General features: G+C 74.5%; 15 protein-coding genes. 9 read left to right on the forward strand and 6 right to left on the reverse strand.

Translation table 11 applies throughout. The features are described 5' to 3' along the window. Positions 1–65: 65 nt before the first annotated feature. The gene (locus FMM08_RS17530) at positions 66–1,277 is read left to right on the forward strand and encodes a CDP-glycerol glycerophosphotransferase family protein (protein WP_147927668.1); all 1,212 of its coding nucleotides are present in this window, start codon (positions 66–68) and stop codon (positions 1,275–1,277) included. Next, complete coding sequence (locus FMM08_RS17535; RefSeq protein WP_147927669.1) at positions 1,274–1,990, forward strand: phosphocholine cytidylyltransferase family protein; 717 nt, start codon at positions 1,274–1,276, stop codon at positions 1,988–1,990. The genes FMM08_RS17530 and FMM08_RS17535 overlap by 4 nt, the downstream gene beginning before the upstream one ends. 64 nt (positions 1,991–2,054) lie before the next feature. Here FMM08_RS17535 and FMM08_RS17540 read toward each other — a convergent pair whose 3' ends face one another. The 3 genes from FMM08_RS17540 to FMM08_RS17550 form a co-directional block, all read right to left on the reverse strand. Further along, entirely contained in the window at positions 2,055–3,191 is a 1,137-nt protein-coding gene (locus tag FMM08_RS17540) for an acetate kinase (RefSeq protein ID WP_147927670.1), read from the reverse strand. Beyond that, positions 3,188–5,338: a phosphate acetyltransferase gene (gene pta / locus FMM08_RS17545; protein ID WP_222710893.1), complete on the reverse strand. Its 2,151-nt coding sequence runs from the start codon at positions 5,336–5,338 to the stop codon at positions 3,188–3,190. Before pta ends, FMM08_RS17540 begins: the two co-directional genes overlap by 4 nt. 91 nt (positions 5,339–5,429) lie before the next feature. Further along, positions 5,430–7,508, reverse strand: coding sequence for an aldo/keto reductase (locus FMM08_RS17550; RefSeq protein WP_147927671.1), 2,079 nt, complete (start codon positions 7,506–7,508; stop codon positions 5,430–5,432). Positions 7,509–7,834: 326 nt separating this feature from the next. On the opposite strand from FMM08_RS17550, the gene FMM08_RS17555 reads away from it, so the two are divergent. The 7 genes from FMM08_RS17555 (at position 7,835) to FMM08_RS17585 (ending at position 15,992) form a co-directional block, all read left to right on the forward strand. Further along, positions 7,835–10,870, forward strand: coding sequence for a ribonucleoside-diphosphate reductase subunit alpha (locus FMM08_RS17555; protein WP_147927672.1), 3,036 nt, complete (start codon positions 7,835–7,837; stop codon positions 10,868–10,870). Positions 10,871–10,935: 65 nt separating this feature from the next. Continuing rightward, positions 10,936–12,036 (forward strand): ribonucleotide-diphosphate reductase subunit beta, encoded by a 1,101-nt coding sequence (locus tag FMM08_RS17560; RefSeq protein ID WP_222710894.1) that lies wholly within the window; start codon positions 10,936–10,938, stop codon positions 12,034–12,036. Positions 12,037–12,313: 277 nt separating this feature from the next. Then, complete coding sequence (locus FMM08_RS17565) at positions 12,314–13,201, forward strand: putative endonuclease domain-containing protein (RefSeq protein WP_147927673.1); 888 nt, start codon at positions 12,314–12,316, stop codon at positions 13,199–13,201. A gap of 221 nt (positions 13,202–13,422) precedes the next feature. Further along, the gene (locus tag FMM08_RS17570; RefSeq protein ID WP_147927674.1) at positions 13,423–13,737 is read left to right on the forward strand and encodes a DUF2277 domain-containing protein; all 315 of its coding nucleotides are present in this window, start codon (positions 13,423–13,425) and stop codon (positions 13,735–13,737) included. Between the two features lie 62 nt (positions 13,738–13,799). After that, positions 13,800–14,279: an SsrA-binding protein SmpB gene (gene smpB, locus FMM08_RS17575; protein ID WP_147927750.1), complete on the forward strand. Its 480-nt coding sequence runs from the start codon at positions 13,800–13,802 to the stop codon at positions 14,277–14,279. After that, complete coding sequence (locus FMM08_RS17580) at positions 14,266–15,006, forward strand: YdcF family protein (RefSeq protein ID WP_147927675.1); 741 nt, start codon at positions 14,266–14,268, stop codon at positions 15,004–15,006. The genes smpB and FMM08_RS17580 overlap by 14 nt, the downstream gene beginning before the upstream one ends. Positions 15,007–15,053: 47 nt before the next feature. Then, positions 15,054–15,992: a class I SAM-dependent methyltransferase gene (locus FMM08_RS17585; RefSeq protein WP_147927676.1), complete on the forward strand. Its 939-nt coding sequence runs from the start codon at positions 15,054–15,056 to the stop codon at positions 15,990–15,992. A 95-nt stretch (positions 15,993–16,087) separates the two neighbouring features. Here FMM08_RS17585 and FMM08_RS17590 read toward each other — a convergent pair whose 3' ends face one another. From FMM08_RS17590 to FMM08_RS17600, 3 genes are all read right to left on the reverse strand, one after another. Then, positions 16,088–17,065 (reverse strand): sugar phosphate isomerase/epimerase family protein, encoded by a 978-nt coding sequence (locus FMM08_RS17590; protein ID WP_147927677.1) that lies wholly within the window; start codon positions 17,063–17,065, stop codon positions 16,088–16,090. Continuing rightward, positions 17,062–18,123, reverse strand: coding sequence for a 3-hydroxyacyl-CoA dehydrogenase family protein (locus FMM08_RS17595; RefSeq protein ID WP_255472536.1), 1,062 nt, complete (start codon positions 18,121–18,123; stop codon positions 17,062–17,064). The genes FMM08_RS17590 and FMM08_RS17595 overlap by 4 nt, the downstream gene beginning before the upstream one ends. A gap of 70 nt (positions 18,124–18,193) precedes the next feature. Next, a complete protein-coding gene (locus FMM08_RS17600) occupies positions 18,194–20,188 on the reverse strand; it encodes a SpoIIE family protein phosphatase (protein WP_147927678.1) in 1,995 nt (664 codons plus the stop codon). Positions 20,189–20,303: the final 115 nt, after the last annotated feature.

The following is a 20,303-nucleotide window of genomic DNA, read 5'->3' on the forward strand; positions in this document are numbered from 1 at the left end:
GACGCCATCATGGGCGGTCGGACCGCGCCTGCCCCTGGGGCCAGGCGCCAGGAGGGAGTGGTCGCGTGAAGATCGTCTACAACAGCTTCGACGGCAGGTTCTCCGACAGCCCGAGGGCGCTGTACGAGGCCCTCACCCGCAGCACCCCCGGCGTCCCGCTCGAGCACACGTGGCTCGCGGCGCCGGCGCACCGCGCGGGCTTCCCCGACGGCACCGCGCTCGTGGAGCCCGAGGGCCCCGAGGCCGTCGCGGCCCTGGAAGCTGCCGACGTGGTCATCTCCAACTTCCACCTGGGGCCGGAGTGGGAGAAGTCCCCCGGCTGCCTGTACCTGCAGACCTGGCACGGCACGCCGCTGAAGCGGATCGCCGCGGACGAGCCGCACGTCGGCCCCGCCGACCCCGTGCCGGGCTGGCGCGACGTCGACCGCTGGGACCTGCTGCTGTCCTCCGGGCCGGTGACCACGGCGGCGCTGACCAGCGCCTTCCGCTGGACCGCCCCGATCGCGGAGACCGGCTGGCCGCGCAACGACGTCCTGCTGTCCCCCCAGCGCGACGAGCTGCGCACGGCGGTGCGCGCGCAGCTGGGCGTCTCCGACGGCAGGACCGCCGTGCTCTACGCGCCCACCTGGCGCGACGACGTGGTGGACGCCGACGGCCGCCGCGACGTGGACCTGCGCCTCGACCTCGCCGAGTTCAGCCGCCGCTTCGGCGAGACGCACGTGCTGCTGCTGCGGCTGCACTACATGCTGTCCGACCGGCTGGCCGACGCCCTCGGCGGCGCACCGCTGCCGCCCGGAGTGCTCGACGTCTCCGGCCACCCCGACATCGCCGAGCTGTACCTGGCCGCGGACGCCATGGTCACCGACTACTCCTCGACGCTGTTCGACTTCGCCGCCACCCGCAAGCCGCTGCTCCTGTTCGCCTACGACCTGGAGCACTACCGCGACGACCTGCGCGGCTTCTACTTCGACCTGTTCGGCGCCCCTCCCGGGCCGGTGCTGCGCACGTCCGACGAGCTGCTCGACGCCCTCGCCGACCCGGTGGCCGCCACGGCGGACTGGGCGGAGGCGGCGGACGCGTTCCGCGCCGAGCACTGCCCCCTCGACGACGGCGGCGCCTCCCAGCGCGTGCTCGACCTCGTGCTCCCCGGGTGCGGGTCCGGCGGGCGACCTGGCACGGGGACGGCTGCGGCGCTACCGGAGCCGCGCGGCGGTGACGACGCGTCAGCGCCGTCGAGCACCCAGGTCCAGGTCCAGGCCCAGGCGGTGACCCGGTGACGCTGCAGGCGGTCGTGCTGGCCGCGGGCAAGGGCACCCGGCTGGGCAGGCCGCTGCCCAAGCCGCTGACGCAGCTGGCCGACGGGCGCAGCATCCTGGCGCAGCAGGTCGACAACCTGCGCCAGGTCCTGGGGGAGCAGCTGTCCATCACCGCCGTGGTCGGCTACAAGGCGCCGCTGATCATGGAGGCGCTGCCCACGCTGCTCTTCGCCTACAACGAGGACTACGAGGACACCAACACCTCCAAGTCGCTGCTGCGCGCCCTGGAGCTCTCGGCCGACGGCCCGGTGGTGTGGCTCAACGGCGACGTCGTCTTCGAGCCCGCTCTGCTGGAGCTGCTGCTCGGGCCCCTCGCCCGCGGCGAGAGCGCGGTGTGCGTGAACACCGCTTCGGTCGCGGAGGAGGAGGTCAAGTACACGGTCGACGACGAGGGGTACGTCAAGGAGCTGTCCAAGACCGTGGTCGGCGGCCTCGGCGAGGCCGTGGGCATCAACCTCGTCGGCGCCGCCGACAAGGCGCTGCTCGTCGAGAACCTGCGCGCCTGCGGCGACCAGGACTACTTCGAGCGGGGCATCGAGCTCTCGATCGCCCAGGGCATGAGGGTGATCCCCGTCGACATCTCCGCCCACGTGGCGGTCGAGGTCGACTTCGAGGAGGACCTCGCCCGCGCCGAGCGCCTCGTCGCCGAGCACCGGCAGTCGCAGGACCGCTGACACCCGTCCGCGATCACGGGCGATCGGCCACCTCCGGGCGGCCGATCGCCCATGATCACGGTGGTCAGCGGGTGACGACGGCGAGCACCTGGTCGGCGATCTCCGCCTCCTCGTCGGTGGGGACGACGACGACCTTCTCGCCGATCCGCACCGGCTCCGCGGGACCGCGCGCGGCCTCGTTGAGCGCGGGGTCCACGCCGAACCCCAGGTGCCCCAGCGGCGCGCACACCCCCGCCCTGACCGCGGCGGAGTTCTCGCCCACCCCGGCCGTGAAGACCACGGCCCGCACGCGGGGCACCAGCGCCAGGAACGACCCGACGGCGGCGCTCAGCCGGTAGCAGTACACCTCCAGAGCCGCGCGGGCGGCCTCGTCGCCGGCGTCGGCGCGGGCCTGCACCGCGCGCACGTCCGACTCGCCCGTCAGGCCCTTGAGGCCGCTGCGCTTGTTCAGCAGGTCGTCGACCTCGGAGGCGCTCATGCCGGCCTCGCGCACCAGCGTCATGACGATGGCGGGGTCGACGTCGCCGCTGCGGGTGCCCATCGCCGCACCGGCCAGGGGCGTCAGGCCCATGGTCGTGTCGACGCTGCGACCGCCCCGCACCGCGGTCACCGAGACGCCGTTGCCGACGTGGGCGACCACGAGGTCGGCACCCTCGACCGGCACGCCCAGGAACGCCGCGGCCCGCTTGGTGACCACCTGCACGCTCGTGCCGTGGAAGCCGTACTTGCGCAGGCCGTACCGCCGGGCCACCTCCGCGTCCACCGCGTACGTGGCGGCGCGCGCCGGGATGGTGGCGTGGAAGGCGGTGTCGAACACCGCCACCTGCGGCACGTCGGGCAGCGCCCGCCTCAGGGCCGAGATGGCCGCCAGCTGCGGAGGGTTGTGCAGCGGCGCGAGGGCGGAGAGCTCGTCGATGCCGCGCTCGACGTCGTCGTCGACGACGGTGGGGTCGGTGTACCGCGTGCCGCCCTGCACCACGCGGTGGCCCACCCCCGCCAGGCCGTCCAGCCCCGGGCCGCCGCGCTCGGCGGCGAGCGCGTCCATGACCTGCGAGAGCGCCGCGGCGTGGTCGGGGACGTCGTCGGAGCCGATGCGCTCGACCAGGCCCTTGGCCAGCACCTCCGCGCGTCCGGGGCCGTGCTCCCGCAGCTGGTACTTCAGGCTCGAGGAGCCGGCGTTGACGACGAGGACCCTGCTCATGCGGGCGTCTGCTCCTTGGACTGGGACTGGACGGCGGTGATCGCCACGGTCGAGACGACGTCGGCCACGGTGCACCCGCGGGACAGGTCGTTGACGGGGCGGCGCAGGCCCTGGAGGACCGGGCCGACGGCCACGGCGTCCCCGGTGCGCTGCACCGCCTTGTACGTGGTGTTGCCGGTGTTGAGGTCGGGGAAGACCAGCACCGTCGCGCGGCCGGCGACGGGGTTGCCGGGCATCTTGGCGGCGCCCGTGGCGGGGTCGACGGCGGCGTCGTACTGGATCGGACCGGCCAGCGGCAGGTCCGGTGCCCGCTCGGCGACCAGGCGGGTGGCCTCGCGGACCTTGTCGACGTCGACCCCGGCGCCGGAGGTGCCGGTGGAGTAGCTGACCATCGCCACCCGCGGCTCCACCCCGAACGCCCGCGCCGTCTCGGCGCTGCTCAGGGCGATGCCGGCCAGCTCCTCGGCGGTGGGGTCGAGGTTGACGGCGCAGTCGGCGAAGACGAGCACCCGGTCGGGCAGGCACATGAGGAAGGCTCCGGAGACGCGTGAGGCGCCGGGCGTCGTCTTGATGACCTCCAGCGCCGGCCGGATGGTGGCCGCGGTGGTGTGGGTGGCGCCGGAGACCATGCCGTCGGCGTGGCCGGTCTCCACCATGAGCGTGCCGAAGTACGTCGGGTCGAGCAGCTGCTCGGCGGCCGCCTCCAGCGTCACCCCCTTGTGCTTGCGGCGCTCGGCGTACACGGGCGCCATCTCCTCGCGCAGGGGCGAGGTGGCCGGGTCGACGATGCGGGCCGAGCCCAGGTCCACCCCGAGCCGGTCGGCGCGGGCCCGGACCTCGTCCTCGCGACCCAGCAGCACGAGGTCAGCGACGTCGAGGTGCCCGAGCTCCTCCGCGGCGCGCAGCACGCGGCTGTCCTCGCTCTCCGGCAGCACGATGGTGCGGCGGTCGGCGCGCGCCGCGGCCAGGAGGCGGGCGTTGAACATCGCCGGGGTGACCGCCTCGGTGCGGACCAGCCGGATCTGCTCGGCGAGCTCCTCGGCGTCCACCCCGGCGCTGAAGGCGCCCAGGGCCGCGGTGACCTTGCGCTGGCTCGTCGGGCGGATCGCGCCGGTGGCGCCCTCGAGGCGGTGGATGGTCGTGTACGTGTCGGTGGGCACGCTGATCATCGGCAGGCCGCTGGGCCGCAGGAGCGTCAGCTGGAGGTCGTCGGGGCGGGTGCCGTTGGTGAGCACGAGGCCGCCGGGGGTGGGCAGCTCCCGGTGGATGGCCGCGCCCGCCGAGACGAGCATGAGGTCGAGCCGGTCTCCGGAGGTCACCAGGAGCGTGCCCTCCCGCAGCAGCCTCAGGACGACGTCGGCGTGGGCCGAACCGGCCAGGTACCCGCCGACCTCCCGCTCCAGCGCTGAGTCCGAGCCGGTGAGCACCGCACCGCCCAGCACGGACGCCACCTCGCCCACGGTGAGGGCGCTCAGCAGCGGGACGTCGTCGACGGCGTACACGGGGTGCCGGGTGGCACCGCCGGTGTGCCCGCCGTCGCGGCGGACCGCCTCCAGCACCTCCTCGCGGTGGGCGGGGTCGACGCGGTTGACCACCGTGGCCAGCTTGGTGCAGCCGCGCGCCGCGAGCGCCGAGCCGGCCTCGCGGGCGGCGGCGGCCACCCGGTCCGACAGCGCCGCCGTGTCCTCGGTCCCCGCTCCCGCCCCGGAGACCACGACGACGACGGGTGCGCCGAGGTTCACCGCGAGCAGCGCGTTGAGGTCCAGCTCGGTGGCGGGCGAGGGACCGGTGAAGTCGGTGCCCACCACGAGCACGAAGTCGGAGCGCTCGGCCAGGCGCTCCACCCGCTCGACGATCGTGGCGACGAGCCGGCGGGGGTCGGGTCCGGCGTCGGTGGTGTCCACCAGGGCCGCGGCCTCGCTCCACGTGAGGCCGACGGCGTCGTCGTCGTCGATGTCGAGGTCGTAGCGGTGGCGCAGCAGCTCCACGAGCGGGTCGGGCTCGTCACGGCTGGACACCACGGGCCGGAAGACCACCGGGCGGCGCACGGAGCTGGCGAGGAGGTCGAGCAGGCCGAGTGCGACGACGGTCTTCCCTGCCCCCGCGCGGTCGGCTGTCACGTACAGGCGCTGGTTGGCTGACGACACGGGGACCACCCTGTCGGGCCGCGCTGGCCGGCGCCACGCTGGGGCGGCGTGGCGCCGGTCACTGCCCAGCACCGCTGCGGGAGCGGGGCCCTCAGGCGCTGCGCAGGTCCAGCCAGGCGACCTGCTCGTCCGTCAGCTCGACGGCCAGGCCCGCCATCGACGAGCGCAGCTCGGCGAGGGTGCGGGGGCCGATGAGCGCGAAGGTCGGGAAGCGCTGGGCCAGCACGTAGGCCAGGGCCACGGCCGTCGTGGGGACGCCCAGCTGCTCCCCGAGCTGCCGCGCCCGGCGCTTGCGCTCGAGGTTGTCGTCGGACAGGTAGCAGCGGACCAGCTCGGCGTCGCCGCGCATCTCGGCGTCGTCGCGGGCGAAGAACCCCCGGGCCTGGGAGCTCCACGGCAGCAGCGGCACGCGGCGCTCCTCCAGCCAGGAGCGCGACGCCGGGTCGGTGGCGTGCACGCACCCCGCCCACGGCACGTCGAGGGCGCGGGCCAGGCCGAAGTGGTTGGACAGCACCCCGAACCCGGCGCGGCCGTGGGTGCTCGCGTAGGCGTTGGCCTCGTCGAATCGCTCCGGGGTCCAGTTGGAGCCGCCGTAGACGCCGATGCGACCGGCCCGGGCGTGCTCGTCGAGGACGTCGACGAACTCCCCGACCGGCACGGACGGGTCGTCGCGGTGCATGAGGTAGAGGTCCGCGCGCTCCAGGCCCTGCCGCTCGAAGGACTCCAGCAGCTGGCGGGAGAGCGACTCCGGGTCGCAGTGGGGCGTGTGGGCGCCCTTGACGATGACGGTCACCTGGTCCCGGATGCCGCGGTTGGCGAGCCAGCGCCCGAAGCGGCGCTCGTACTCGCCGTCGCGCCCGTAGATCCAGGCGGTGTCGAAGGTGGTGCCGCCAGCCTCCACGAAGGCGTCGAACAGGGCGCTGGCGTGGGAGAGGTCGGGCTGGTTGTCGCAGCCCATGACGAGGCGAGAGACGGGGCTGGCGAGCCCGGGGACGGTGCCGACGGGGATGCGGGCGGCACCGGGGGCCGGGACGCGCAGCGGCTGGAGCGAGAGGGTGGGGATGCGCGCGTCCTCCGCCTCGAACGGGTAGCGCAGGCCGAGGCCGGCGCGCCACCTGTCCAGCACGGCCAGGGTGCCCAGGGAGTCCTCGTGGGTCTGCTCGGGCGCCTCGCCCGTGGCCCCGGGGGCGGCGAGGGCGCGGGCGGCGTCGGCGAGGGCCTCGGCCTCCAGCGCGAAGGCCTGCTGCGCCGGTGCGGCGCCGTCCCAGGTCTCCTCCACGGGCTCCTCGCCGACCCGGCGCAGCACCAGGCGCGGGGCCGCCTGCACGGTCCAGGGGTCGTGCAGCTCCAGGGTGCCGAGGCTCCCGCGGACCACGGCGACCTGGGGCTCCTCCAGGCGGGTGCCGCAGCGGACGGTGGCGAGCAGCCCGCCGAAGTCGAGGTGGGCCAGCGCCCACTCGTCCACGCCCGTGGCGCCCAGGTGCCCGGTGGCGCGGACTCCCCCGGGGCCGGGCAGCGGGTCCGCCCACGGGCGGCCGGTGGCCGCGCCCGCGACGGCGCGGGCGAAGGACACCGGGTAGCAGCCGACGTCGAGGATCCCGCCGCCTGCGGTGGCCGGGTCGTGGAGCCGTCCGGGTGATGCTGCCGGACCGGGTTCGGAGGCGAACGAGAAGCTCGAGTCGACGTGGAGGACCTCCCCGACGGCCCCCTCGCGGACCAGCTCGAGCAGGCGGCGCGTGGCGGGGTGGAAGCGGTAGGCGAAGGCCTCCAGCAGGGCCACTCCGGCCTCGCGGGCCGCGTCGACCACGCCCATCGCCGAGCCGCGGCTCGGGGTGAGGGGCTTCTCCACCAGCAGGTGCTTGCCGGCGCGGGCCGCGGCGACGGCGAGCTCGGCGTGGCGCGGGTGGACGACGGCGATGTAGACGCCGTCGACGCCGGGGTCGGCCAGGACCTCCTCGTAGGTGCCCGAGGCCACCCGTCCGCCCCGCGCGGCACCGCCGGGGCCGGCGGCCTCGACCTCGTCGGCCAGGGCCCGGGCGCGCGCGGCGTCCGAGCTGCCGACGGCCACGAGGACCCCCGTGCGGCTGGCCGGCAGCTCCCGGGTGAAGCGGCGGGCGATGGACCCGGGGCCGAGCACGGCCCAGCGGAAGACGGCGTCGTCGTCTGGCACGCCCAGCAGGCTAGGCGAGGGCTCCGACGCCCCCTCCCGGCGGTCCTGCAGCGCTCCTGGGACGGGCTGTCGGACCCCTCTGGCAGGGTCCGCTCGGACGACACGCCGAGCTCGGGAGGCTGCTGCGCAGGTGACGCGCCCGACAGGCGCTTTCCCCAAATGTGCCCGCTGGCGCGTCGCCCGGCACAAGATGTAGCGTCGGAGACACCGGAAGGCGCCTCCGACGAGCGCTCCGGTCACCCCACTTCCCCGGGACCTGCGCAGATGACGCAGCGTTCCGGCTTCATCACGCTCTCACGCACCACCACGACCCCGAGGAGACGCACATGACCCAGGTGGCAGACGAGGTCCTGGAGGTCACCACGGACGGGTCCGCGAGCGGGAACGGCGAGACCACGGAAGCCCCCACCGCCGTCATCAACCGGCGCGGTGAGGTCGTGCCGTTCGACGCCTCCCGCATCAGCGTGGCCCTGCAGAAGGCGTTCCTCGCCACCGAGGGCCAGGCCGCCGGCAGCTCCGCCCGCGTGCGCGAGCTGGTCGACGAGATGACCCGCACCGTCGTCGAGACCCTCGTGCGCCGCTCCCTGGCGGGCTCGGGCTCCTCCGGCCGCCCGGTGGCCGTGGAGGAGGTCCAGGACCAGGTCGAGCTGGTGCTCATGCGATCGGGCGAGCACGCCGTCGCGCGCTCCTACATCCTCTACCGCGAGGAGCACGCCCGCGCCCGCCGCGAGCGCGACGCCGCCACCCCCAGCGTCGAGTCCGTCCGCCAGCTGTCGGTGCGCACCACCGACGGCACCCTGGTCCCGCTGGACCGCGACCGCGTGGCCGCCGTCGTCGCCGAGGCCTGCGCCGGCCTGCCCACGGTGGACCCGGACGCCGTGGTCACCGAGGCCATGCGGACCCTGTACGACGGCGTCGGCGAGGTCGAGCTCGCCCAGGCCCTGGTGCTGGCCGCCCGCACCAAGGTCGAGGTCGACCCCGACTACACCTACGTCTCCGCGCGCCTGCTCATGGACATGCTGCGCACCGAGGCCCTCTCGCACGTCCTCGGCGAGCGCACCCTCGCCACCGCGCCGCAGATGGCGCAGCTGTACCCCCGCTACCTCAAGGGCTACGTCACCAAGGGCATCGAGCTGGGCATGCTCGACCCGCGCCTGGCCGAGTTCGACCTCGACAAGCTGGGCCAGGCCATCGAGGCCGGCCGTGACGGCCAGTTCACGTTCCTGGGCCTGCAGACCCTGTACGACCGCTACTTCCTGCACGAGCACGGCGTGCGCTACGAGCTGCCGCAGGCGTTCTTCCTCCGCGTGGCGATGGGCCTGGCCCTCAACGAGGAGCACAAGGAGGAGCGGGCGATCGAGTTCTACCGCCTGATCTCCAGCTTCGACTTCATGTGCTCCACCCCGACGCTGTTCAACGCGGGGACCACCCGCCCGCAGCTGTCCAGCTGCTTCCTCACCACGGTCTCCGACGACCTGTCCGGCATCTTCCAGTCCATCAAGGACAACGCGATGCTGGCCAAGTACTCCGGTGGCCTCGGCAACGACTGGACCCCCGTGCGCGGCATCGGCGCCCACATCAAGGGCACCAACGGCCAGAGCCAGGGCGTCGTGCCCTTCCTCAAGATCGCCAACGACACCGCCGTCGCGGTGAACCAGGGCGGCAAGCGCAAGGGCGCTGTCTGCGCCTACCTGGAGACCTGGCACATCGACGTCGAGGAGTTCCTCGAGCTCCGCAAGAACACCGGTGACGAGCGCCGCCGCACGCACGACATGAACACGGCCAACTGGGTGCCGGACCTGTTCATGCAGCGCGTGGCCGCGGGCGGCACCTGGACGCTGTTCTCCCCCGACGAGACGCCCGACCTGCACGACCTGTACGGCGCGGCGTTCGCCGAGCGGTACGCGGAGTACGAGGCGATGGCGGAGCGCGGCGAGCTGCGCGTGCACCGCCAGGTGAACGCGGTCGACCTCTGGCGCAAGATGCTGACGGCGCTGTTCGAGACCGGGCACCCGTGGATCACCTTCAAGGACCCGTGCAACCTGCGCTCCCCGCAGCAGCACGTGGGCGTGGTGCACTCCTCCAACCTGTGCACCGAGATCACGCTGAACACCAACGCCGACGAGGTCGCGGTCTGCAACCTCGGCTCCATCAACCTGGCCGCGCACACCACCGCTGACGGCCTCGACGTCGAGCGGCTGCGCCGCACGGTCCGCACCGCGGTCCGCATGCTCGACAACGTCATCGACCTGAACCTCTACACGATCCCCCAGGCCGAGAACGCCAACCAGCAGCACCGCCCGGTGGGCCTGGGCCTCATGGGCTTCCAGGACGCGCTGTTCGCGCTGCGCCTGCCCTACTCCTCCGAGGAGGCCGTGCAGTTCGCGGACACCTCCATGGAGCAGATCTCCTACGCCGCGATCGAGGCCAGCTCCGACCTCGCGGCCGAGCGCGGCTCGTACCGGAGCTTCGACGGGTCGCTGTGGAGCCGCGGCGTGCTGCCGATCGACTCCCTGGAGCTGCTGCGCGAGTCCCGCGGCGGCGACGTCGACCTCGACACCTCCACGACGCTGGACTGGGCGCCGCTGCGCGAGAAGGTGCAGCGCCAGGGCATGCGCAACTCCAACGTCATGGCGATCGCGCCCACGGCGACGATCTCCAACATCGTGGGCGTCGCGCAGTCGATCGAGCCGATGTACCGCAACCTGTTCGTGAAGTCGAACATGTCCGGCGACTTCACCGTGGTGAACGCCTCGCTGGTGCGCGACCTCGCCGAGCGCGGCCTGTGGGACGAGGTCATGGTCTCCGACCTCAAGTACTTCGACGGCTCCCTGGGCGCCATCGACCGCGTCCCCGCGGACCTGCAGGCGCTGTACGCCACCGCCTTCGAGGTGGACCCGTCCTGGCTGCTGCGCTCGGCCGCCCGTCGCCAGAAGTGGATCGACCAGGCCCAGTCGCTGAACCTGTACGTGTCCAGCCCGAACGGCCGCAAGCTCGACAACCTCTACCGCACGGCCTGGCAGCTGGGCCTGAAGACGACGTACTACCTGCGCTCGTCCTCGGCCACGCACGTGGAGAAGTCGACCCTGCGCGGCACCGACGGCAAGCTCAACGCCGTCTCCGCCGGTACCCCAGCCGCTGCGCCGTCCGCGGGCGTCCCGACCCAGGGCGGTGCCGCTGCCGCTGCCGGCGGGGTCGCCGCCGCGGTGGCCGCGAGCCCGGCCGCCGCCGTCTCGACCAGCCCGTCGCCCCTGGTGGTGCTGCCCGAGACCGCCGCGGCGGAGGAGGCCTCGCGCTACAGCGCCGAGTACGCCGCCGCCTGCTCCATCGAGAACGGCGAGGACTGCGAGGCCTGCCAGTGAGCGCGCCGACCAGCAACCCCCAGTCCTCGGTTCCGACCACCCGCACCTCATCGGAGGAGATCACCGTGACCACCACCGACGACGCCCCCCTGACCGCCGACGGAGCCGTCGAGAACGTCACCGGCCTCGGCGCCATCCAGTCCGGAGCCGCACGCGTCGACGTCAGCGACAAGGCGATGATCAACGCCCGCGCCGACGTCAACCAGCTGCTCCCGCTGAAGTACGGGTGGGCGTGGGAGAAGTACCTCGCCGGCTGCAACAACCACTGGATGCCCACCGAGGTGTCCATGCAGGCCGACATCGCCCTGTGGAAGAGCCGCGACGGCCTCACCGAGGACGAGCGCCTCATGCTCAAGCGCAACCTGGGCTTCTTCGCCACGGCGGAGTCGCTGGTCGCCAACAACATCGTGCTGGCGGTCTACCGCCAGCTCACCAACCCGGAGTGCCGCCAGTACCTGCTGCGCCAGGCCTTCGAGGAGGCCGTGCACACGCACACCTTCCAGTACATCTGCACCAGCCTCGGCCTCGACGAGGGCGAGCTGTTCAACATGTACCGCGAGGTGCCGTCCATCACCGCCAAGGACGCGTGGGCGCTCAAGCACACCCGCAACCTCGAGTCGGGCGAGTTCTCCACCGGCACGCCCGAGGCCGACCAGGACTTCCTGCGCGACCTCATCGCCTTCTACGTGGTCTTCGAGGGCATGTGGTTCTACACCGGCTTCGCGCAGATCCTCAGCCTGGGCCGGCGCAACAAGATGGTCGGCATCGCCGAGCAGTACCAGTACATCCTCCGCGACGAGTCGATCCACCTGAACTTCGGCATCGACGTCATCAACCAGATCAAGGCCGAGAACCCGCACCTGTGGTCCGCGGAGTTCCAGGCCGAGGTCCGGGGCATGCTCAAGGAGGCGTGCGAGCTGGAGATCGCGTACGGCCAGGAGACGATGCCCCGCGGCATCCTCGGCCTGAACGCCGAGCTCACCTCCGAGTACATGCGCTTCATCACCAACCGCCGCTGCGTCCAGCTGGGTCTGGCGGAGGTGTTCCCCCCGGCGGAGAACCCCTTCCCGTGGATGAGCGAGACGATGGACCTCAAGAAGGAGAAGAACTTCTTCGAGACCCGCGTCATCGAGTACCAGACCGGCGGCGGCCTCTCCTGGGAGTGACCTCCCGCTGACGCGCACGGCGGCCCGCCTGCCCCTGACCGGGGTGGGCGGGCCGCCGTCGTCGTCCTAGCCGCTCACGCCCACCCACCAGCACTCTCCCGCGCCAGTGCCGGTCGTGGACCCGTCACGCCGGCACTCTCCCGCGCCAGTGCCGGTCGTGGACCCGTCGCACCGGCACTCTCCCGCGCCAGTGCCGCAGGCGGCGGTGGACGTCGTCGTCCACAGGCCGGCGCACGCCGCCAGCAGCGGAGCGACCTGACCGGCCAGTGTCTGCGGTGTGGCGGCGAAGACACCCTGGCCCGAGGCCCTTCCCGAGGTCTTCCTCGGCTCCGACCTGGTCGCACGGGGCGTCCTCACGCGGCGGCAGCTGAGGAGCGACCGCCTGCGACGCCTCATGACTGACGTCTACGCGCCGAGGTGGGTGCCGCACGACCACGGCCTGGACTGCCGAGGAGCCTCTCTGGTCGCCCCCGGCTCCGCGCGGCTCACCGGCAGGTCGCTGGCCACTGCGCTGGGCGTTCGCCTCCGAGATGCCGGCGACGCGGTCGAGTTCGTCCTCCCGCAGGCCGAGCGCAAGCAGCCGCGGGGCGGCCTCCAGCTCCGCGGAGCCGCGAGGGGACCTCTCAGCGGCGGGCTGTGGCGCGGGGTCCCTGTCACGACCCGCGAGCGGATGGCCTTCGACATCGCCGCTCGGCGGCCGGTGGAGGACGGCGTCGCCGACCTCGACGCCGCACTGGGGGCCGGGCTCTTCGACAGGCGCACCTTCTGCTCGTGGCTCGAAGGACGGCACGAGGACGACGTCGTGGCCGTGCGCGAGATGGCCTCGCTGTCCGACGGCAGGGCTGGGTCACGACCCGAGTCCCGCCTGCGGGTCAGGCTGGTGCGGGCCAGCCTGGGGTTCGCCATCGAGCCGCAGCACGTGGTGACGCACCTGGGGCGCTTCGTCGCGCGCGTCGACCTCGCCGTCGTGGAGCTGAGGATCGCGATCGAGTACGAGGGCTCGTGGCACGGCCTCATCGCCGACCAGCTCGCCAGAGACCGGCAGCGTCTCGACCGTCTGCGGGAAGCTGGCTGGATCGTCGTCCACGTGACCGCCGACATGATGCGCGAGCGCGGCATGGCGGTCGACGCGGTCCGCCGAGCGATCGCGCAGCGCACCGCCTGACCGGCACTGGTGCGGGAGAGTGCCGCCTCAAGGGGCCCCAGACCGGCACTTGCCCGGGAGAGTGCCGTCCAGCTGGACATGCGGCCGGCACTTGCGCGGGAGAGTGCGGGCAGGGTGATCTCCGGATGCGGGGCGAGGTGTCGCGCGAGAGGCTGAGCAGTTCGGGTCGACTTCGCCCCACCTCGCCCGACGGCGCACCGAGGCCGTTATCGTTCCGTGACATGTGCCGGAACATCCGCACGCTGCACAACCTCGCGCCGGCGACGACGCACGACGAGGTCTACGCGGCTGCGCTGCAGTACGTCCGCAAGGTGGCGGGGACGACGAAGCCCTCGCGCGCCAACGCGGACGCCTTCGACCGCGCGGTCGCCGAGGTCGCCCACGCCACCGAGCACCTCCTGGAGGCGCTCACCACCTCCGCTCCCCCGCGGGACCGCGAGGTCCTCGCCGCCCAGGCCCGCGCCCGCGCCGCCCAGCGCTACGGCGCCGCGCCCATCGCCGCGTCCACCACCGCTGCAGAAGCGGTGGCGCCGTAGCCCGCCGCGGTGCCGGCGCCTGGGCGCGCCAGAGCAGGCCCTCCCGTCCCCGCGAGGAGGGCCTGCGCCTGGTGGCCCGCAACAAGCGCGCCGCGCACGACTACCTGCTCACCCAGCGCTACGAGGCCGGCCTGGTGCTCGTCGGCACGGAGGTGAAGGCCCTGCGCCAGGGCCGGGCCTCGCTGTCCGAGAGCTGGGTGGAGATCGACGACGCCGGGGAGGCGTGGCTGCACGGAGCGCACATCCCCGAGTACTCCCAGGGCAGTTGGACCAACCACTCCGCGCGGCGCCCCCGCAAGCTGCTGCTGCACGCCGCCCAGCTGCGGCGCCTCGCGGAGAGCTCCCGCGAGGGCGGCTGGACCGTCGTCCCCACCAGCCTGTACTTCCTCGGCTCGTGGGTGAAGGTCGAGGTGGCCGTCGCCCGCGGCAAGGCCGAGCACGACAAGCGGCAGACCCTGCGCGAGCGCCAGGACGCCCGCGAGGCCGAGCGCGTCATGGCCGCCCACCGCCGCAGCACCAGGGGTGCCCGTGCTGCGTCGTGACCCCTCCCGGCCCGCGGGCTGGCTCACCGGCCTCAGCTGGTCCCGCCGCCTGCAGCTGGCCAGCGCCGGCGTGGCGGCGATGGTGCTGCTGTGGCCCGTCGTCGACATCGCGGCCAGCACGGCCTGGTCGCACCGCGGCGTGGACGCCGGCCGCCTCGACGCCGTCGTCGTCCTCGGTTCCAGCCTGGACGCCGGGAAGGTCACCCCGCTGCTGGACAGCCGGGCCCAGCGCGCGGCGGACCTCGTGGAGCAGGCCCACGACGACGGCGCGGACCCGTGGGTGGTCACCAGCGGTGGCGTCACCGGCCCCACGCCGTTCGACGCGCAGCCGGTCTCCGAGGCGAAGGCGCTGGGTGACCGGCTGGTGGCCCTCGGCGTCGACCCGAGCCGGCTCCTCCTGGAGGAGCGGGCGCTGACCACTGCCGACAACCTCGCCTACGCCCTGCCGCTGCTCACGCGCACCGACCCCGGCGTGCGGCGGGTGGCCGTCGTCACCTCCGACGGCCACGTCGCCAGGGTCCGGCTGCTGCTGGGCCAGGCCATCGCCGACGGGCGCGTCGAGGACCGCTACGACGTCACCTTCGTCGGCGCGTGGACGCCCCTGGCCGACGTCCGCGCCGCGATGCTCCGCGAGGTCGGCCTGGTCGCCGGGCAGCGCGCGGGCACGGCGGTGACCAGCGCGGTGCGCCAGTCGCAGCGCTGGAGCGGCACCTCCGACCCCGTCTGAGCACCCTGCTGGACCGGGTGGGGCGGGGTGTCTGTGACCCTGTCGGAGTGGAGACGCCCCGCGCAGACGCCCCCGCCCACGACCCCGCCGGTGCCCGCCGCTGGCAGCCGCAGCGCGTGGCGGACGCCGTGCTCGCCGCCGAGGCCTCGATGGACCGCCTCGACGCGGTGCGCGCCCGCGTGGCCGGCGGCGCCGCGAACACCCACGGCGGCGACCCGGGGCTGCACCGCAACCGCAGCACGGTGGTGCGCCACGCGGTGAACTACCTCGTGGCGGTCCGGGCGGCCCAGCTGGCAGCGCCGGCGGAGGCGGTGGCAGGCCCGGTGGTGGACGTCGGCGCCGGCACCGGCGCCTTCTCACCGCTGCTGGCGGAGCGGCTCGGCCGCGAGCTGCACGTGGTGGACACCGACCCCCGCCACACCGCGCTGGCCGCTGCGGCGTTCCCCGGCACCGGCGTCCACACGGACCTGGAGGAGGCCCCCCGCGGCGCCGTCGTCACCGCCATGGAGGTCATCGAGCACATCGAGCCGCGCCACCAGGTGCCGTTCGTCGCGTCGCTGGCCGCGGCGGTGCTGCCGGGCGGTGCGCTGGTGCTGTCGACCCCCGACGAGTCCGGCTACCCGCGGGGATGGTCCGGGTACGCCCCGCACGTGGGCCCCGTGGACGCGGCCGGACTGGCCCGCGCGGTGTCGCAGGGCACGGGCGGCTGGCCGGTGACGGTGCTCCGGGTGGACGGGCCGACCTTCTCCCTCACGCCGGTGGGCGCGCTGGTGCAGGGCACGGCCAACCGGGCGTGGAACCTCGTCTCCGGCGTCGCCGCCGGGCTCGAGCCGCGGGTGACGGGGCTGCTGCACCGCGTCACCAAGGACCGTCCGGCCGCCGCCGTGCCGCCCGAGGGCTCCTGGCGGGTGCTCCCGGTGGGCGGCGACGACGGCGGGTGGCGCGGCGGCACGGGCCTGCTCGCCGTCGCGACCGCCCCCGCCTGACAGCACTTGCCGCGGAAGGTGCGGATCGCGCCTCTCTCCTTCTCGCACTTGCCGCGGAAAGTGCGAGGAGGAGGGCGGCAGTCGTCACCCGGCGCTCAGAGGGAGAGCAGCTCCGTGGCCGACGCCAGCAGGTGGCGCAGGTGCTCGCGGTTCTGCGCCGACACGCTCAGCCCGTCGCCGCCGTAGTGCTCGGTGCAGAACGGCCCCGTGAAGCCCACGCGGAGCGCCTCCTCCACCGCCCACCGGTAGTCGATGACGCCCAGGGCCAGCGGCGCCGGAGCGGTGGCGTAGGACCCGGTGGCCGGGTCGTGGTCGCGGTAGTAGTTCTTCACGTGCCAGAAGTTGGCGTGCGGGAGCACCGCGGCCAGCTGCTCGCGCCACGGCTGCACGGGCCGGTGGAGCCGGATGATGTTCGCGACGTCGGGGTTCAGGCCCACGTTCGGCAGTCCGACCGCCTCCTTGAGCCGCACCGACGACTCCGGCGTGCCGAGGTAGGTGTCCTCGTACATCTCCAGGCTCAGCTGCAGCCCCAGCTCCCCCGCTCGCCGGCCGAGCGCGGTGAAGCGCTCCACCGCCAGGTCGAAGGCGGCGCCGCCGTCGGTCTGCGGGTCGGGGTCGGTCAGACCCTGCTCCAGCCAGAACCACTCCGCGGCCTTCTGCGCGTCGGTGAGCACCGGCAGCAGCCCGGCCGAGACCACCGTCGTCCCCAGCTCGGCCGCGGCGACCAGCGTGCGCTCCAGGTACTCCTGGTTGGCCGCCGCCTCGCCGGCGTCGGGGGCGATGGGGCTGCGTCGGGCCGTGGTGATGGCGGTGACGCCCAGGCCCTCCTCGGCCAGCAGGCGCTTGAGGACGGCGAGGCGCTCGGGCGAGAGGTCGCCGGGGCGCACCCAGGAGTCCGTGAGGTCGACGTGGTCGAACCCGGCCAGGCGCACCCGGCGCAGCACGCGGCGCCACTCGACCTCGGGAGCCTCCTGGGCGGGCGTGCCGTCGGGGAGGACCGGCGGGGCCTGCAGCAGCGCGGCGCCGATGGGCCAGGTGGCGGGGTCGGGTGTGGTCCTGTCGGGCGTGCTCACGGGCGGGCCTCCTGCTCGGCGACGACGTCGGGGTCCTGCGCCGGTGCTGGGGAGGCCGGCGCGTCCGGGTGGGCGTGCGCCAGCTCGGCCAGCAGCTGGCCCTGCCGGGCGTAGGCGAGGTCTCGGTAGGCGATCATCCGCGCCAGCTTCTCGGGGTCTCCGTGGACGGTGAAGCCCTCGCCGTTCTTCGCGCCGTGCGCGCCGGCGTCGACGAGGTCGGTGAGGGCCTTCGGCGGGGAGATCCGCTCGCCGTAGGCCTCCTCCATGATCTTCATGCCGAGCACGTAGACGTCCAGACCCGCCATGTCGGCGATGGCGAACGGGCCGAAGTACGGGTACCGGAAGCCGAACGTCGTCGAGACGATGGTGTCCACGGCCTCCGGGGTCGCCACGCCCTCGGCCACGATGTCCGCGGCCTCCTTGAAGAGCACGTACTGCAGGCGGTTGAGCACGAAGCCCGGGGTGTCGGCCACCTGCGCCGAGCGCCGGCCCGCCCGCTCGAGCATCTCCTGCACCACCGGCAGGACGGCGGCGTCGATCGCCTCGCCCACCACCAGCTCCACGCCGGGGATGAACGGCGCGGGGTTGGACCAGTGCACGGTGAGGAAGCGCTCCGGGCGGACGACGGCGGGCGCGAGCACCTTGACGGGGATGGTGGAGGTGTTGGTGCCGATGATCGCGTCGGGGCGGGCCGCGGCGGAGGCGCGCGCCAGCACGTCGTGCTTGACCTCGACCTTCTCGAAGACCACCTCGTGGACGAAGTCGACGTCGGCCACGGCCTCCTCCACGGACGTGGCGGCGCGCAGGTTGGCGGCCACGCGGTCGGCGTCGCCGGGGGCGAACAGGCCCTGCTCCTCGTAGGTGCGGGCCTCGGTCAGCAGGCGCTCGAGCTGGCGGGCCGCCGCCTCCGCGGAGACGTCCGCGAGGACGACGGGCAGCCCGGCGCGGGCCATCGACTGCGCGATGCCCCCGCCCATGTACCCGGCGCCGACCACGGCGGCCGTCTCGATGCGCCGCACCACGGGTGCGCTGGCTGAGTTGTCGTCGGTGACGCTCACGGCACCAGCCTGCCGGGCCCGGTCCCCGACCGCACGGTAGGGGTCGGCCGCAGGGCGCCGGGAGGTGCCGTCAGCGCGTGCGCGCCGCCAGCACGGCGACGTCGTCAGCGCCGCCGCCGCCCACCAGCTCGGCGATGACGGCGTCGAGCAGCTCCGGCAGCGGCAGGTGCGCGACCTCGGCGAGCGCGTCCGCGAGCCGCTGGACGCCCTCGCCCAGGTCGCTGTCGCGCCGCTCGACCAGGCCGTCGGTGTAGAGCAGCAGGGTGGACCCGGCGGGCAGGTCCACCTCGGCCTCGCTGCGCGGGCTGCCCGGGGCCAGGCCCAGCAGCAGGTCCGCCTCGTGCCCGTCCAGCGCCACGACGCCGGAACCGGGGACGGCGAGCAGCGCTGGCAGGTGGCCGGCGCTGCTCCAGCGCATGCGCAGGTCCCCCGCGCCGTGGCCGTCGTCGGCGAGGCGGATCGCCAGGACGGTGGCGAGGACGTCGGCGCCGAGGACGTCGAGGGTGCCGTCCAGGCGGGCGAGCAGCTGGGCCGGGGAGTCCTCCGTGGCCACGGCGAGGGTGCGCAGCGCGCTGCGCACCTGGCCCATGGCCGCGGCGGCGCCGATGTCGTGGCCGGTGACGTCACCGATGACGAGCAGGGTGGAGCCGTCGGGGTGGAGCAGCGCGTCGTACCAGTCGCCACCCACCTGGTGGCCCGCGGCGGCGGGCGCGTACCGGGCGGCGAGCTCCAGGTGGGGCAGGTCGGGCAGCTCGGTGAGCATGGCGCGCTGCAGCGTCCGAGCGGCCTCCCGCTCGGCGCGCAGCGACAGGCAGCGCTGGACGGCGTGGGCCGCGGCCTCCGCGAGGGAGGCCACCAGCTCGCGCTCGGCCGGCAGCAGCGCACGGGCGGAGCCCCAGGCGACGGTCAGCACGCCCAGGCACTGCCCGTCGACCAGCAGCGGGGCGTGCACAGCGGCCTCCACGCCGGCCAGCACGGGTGCCGCTGAGGAGGCGGTCGCCGCGGCGGTGGCGGCGTCGGGCGTGAAGACCACGCGCGCCTCCCGCGCGGCCAGCAGCGCGCCCTCGGGCACGTCGAGCGGTTCGGCCGGGCTCGCGCCGTCGTCGTCCTGCTCCGTCCCGGCCTCGCGGTCGGAGGCCACGTAGCGCAGCGCGCCGGAGCCGCGCTCGTGCAGGGCGACGGCCGTCAGCTGCGCCTCCAGGCCCGTCCGCACTCCGGCGACGACGCTGGCCGCGACGTCCTCCACCTCGCGCGCGCGGGAGACGGCCTGGCTGAGGTCGAGCAGGAGGCGGCTGCGCGCGGCGGCCACCTCCGCGTCGCGGCGCAGGCCCACGGCGCGCATCTGCGCGGTGGTGGCCTCGTCGCGGGCGCTCTCGGCGGCCGCCCGCACCTCGGCGGCGTCGGACAGGGCCCGGCGCAGCTGCAGCTCCGCGGAGCACGCGGCGGCGAGGTCGGCGAGGAGGGCCACCTCGCGGCGGGTCCAGTCACGGGGCTCGGCGGACAGCGCGGCGAGCGCGCCGACGGCCTCGCCGCGGGCGTCCCGCAGCGGGGCGCCGAGGTAGCCGACGGCGCCGAGCTCGGTGACCACGGCGTCGTCGCGCAGGTCGGGGTCCTCGCGGGCGTCGCGCACGGCGAGCGGCTGGCCGCTGGCCACCACCTGCTGGCAGGAGGAGCGGGACAGGTCCGCGAGGCGCGTGGTCTGCCACGGCTCGGGCAGGCCGACGGCGCCGGGGAAGAGCTGCAGGCGCCGGGAGACCAGGCTGACGACGGCGGCGGGCACGCCCAGGACCGAGCACACCAGGCGGGCGTGCCGGTCGAGGGCGCCGTCGCGGCCACCGGCTCCCCCGCCGGCGGGGGCGGCGGCGGTGAGGTCGAGGGGTGGCGCCGGCAGCGCGGCGGGCTGGACGGGGGCCGCGGGCGTGGTCAGCACCTCCACGCGCTCCACCAGGGGGGTCTCGGGCAGCACCAGGGCGCCCTCGGCTGCGCCGAGGGCCTCGACCTGCTCGCCTGCGGAGGGGCCGCGCTGCGGAACCACCGCGGGCGAGGTCCCCCTGCTCGCCCCCACGCGTCAAGGATGCCCCACAGGAGGGGTCCGCGAGGTCGGTTCTGGGGAGCCGGTGCGCCGCCGGCGCCCCCCGGCGGGTCCGACCGGGTGGCCGGCCGGGTGGGCCGACGGTGGC

The organism is Quadrisphaera setariae (genome assembly GCF_008041935.1).
Classification (GTDB): domain Bacteria; phylum Actinomycetota; class Actinomycetes; order Actinomycetales; family Quadrisphaeraceae; genus Quadrisphaera; species Quadrisphaera setariae.

Coding starts and splice junctions, on each gene's coding strand:
- FMM08_RS17540 (WP_147927670.1), bottom strand. CDS start 3,191: ATGAGCAGGGTCCTCGTCGTCAACGCCGGCTCCTCGAGCCTGAAGTAC.
- FMM08_RS17555 (WP_147927672.1), top strand. CDS start 7,835: ATGACCCAGGTGGCAGACGAGGTCCTGGAGGTCACCACGGACGGGTCC.
- FMM08_RS17570 (WP_147927674.1), top strand. CDS start 13,423: ATGTGCCGGAACATCCGCACGCTGCACAACCTCGCGCCGGCGACGACG.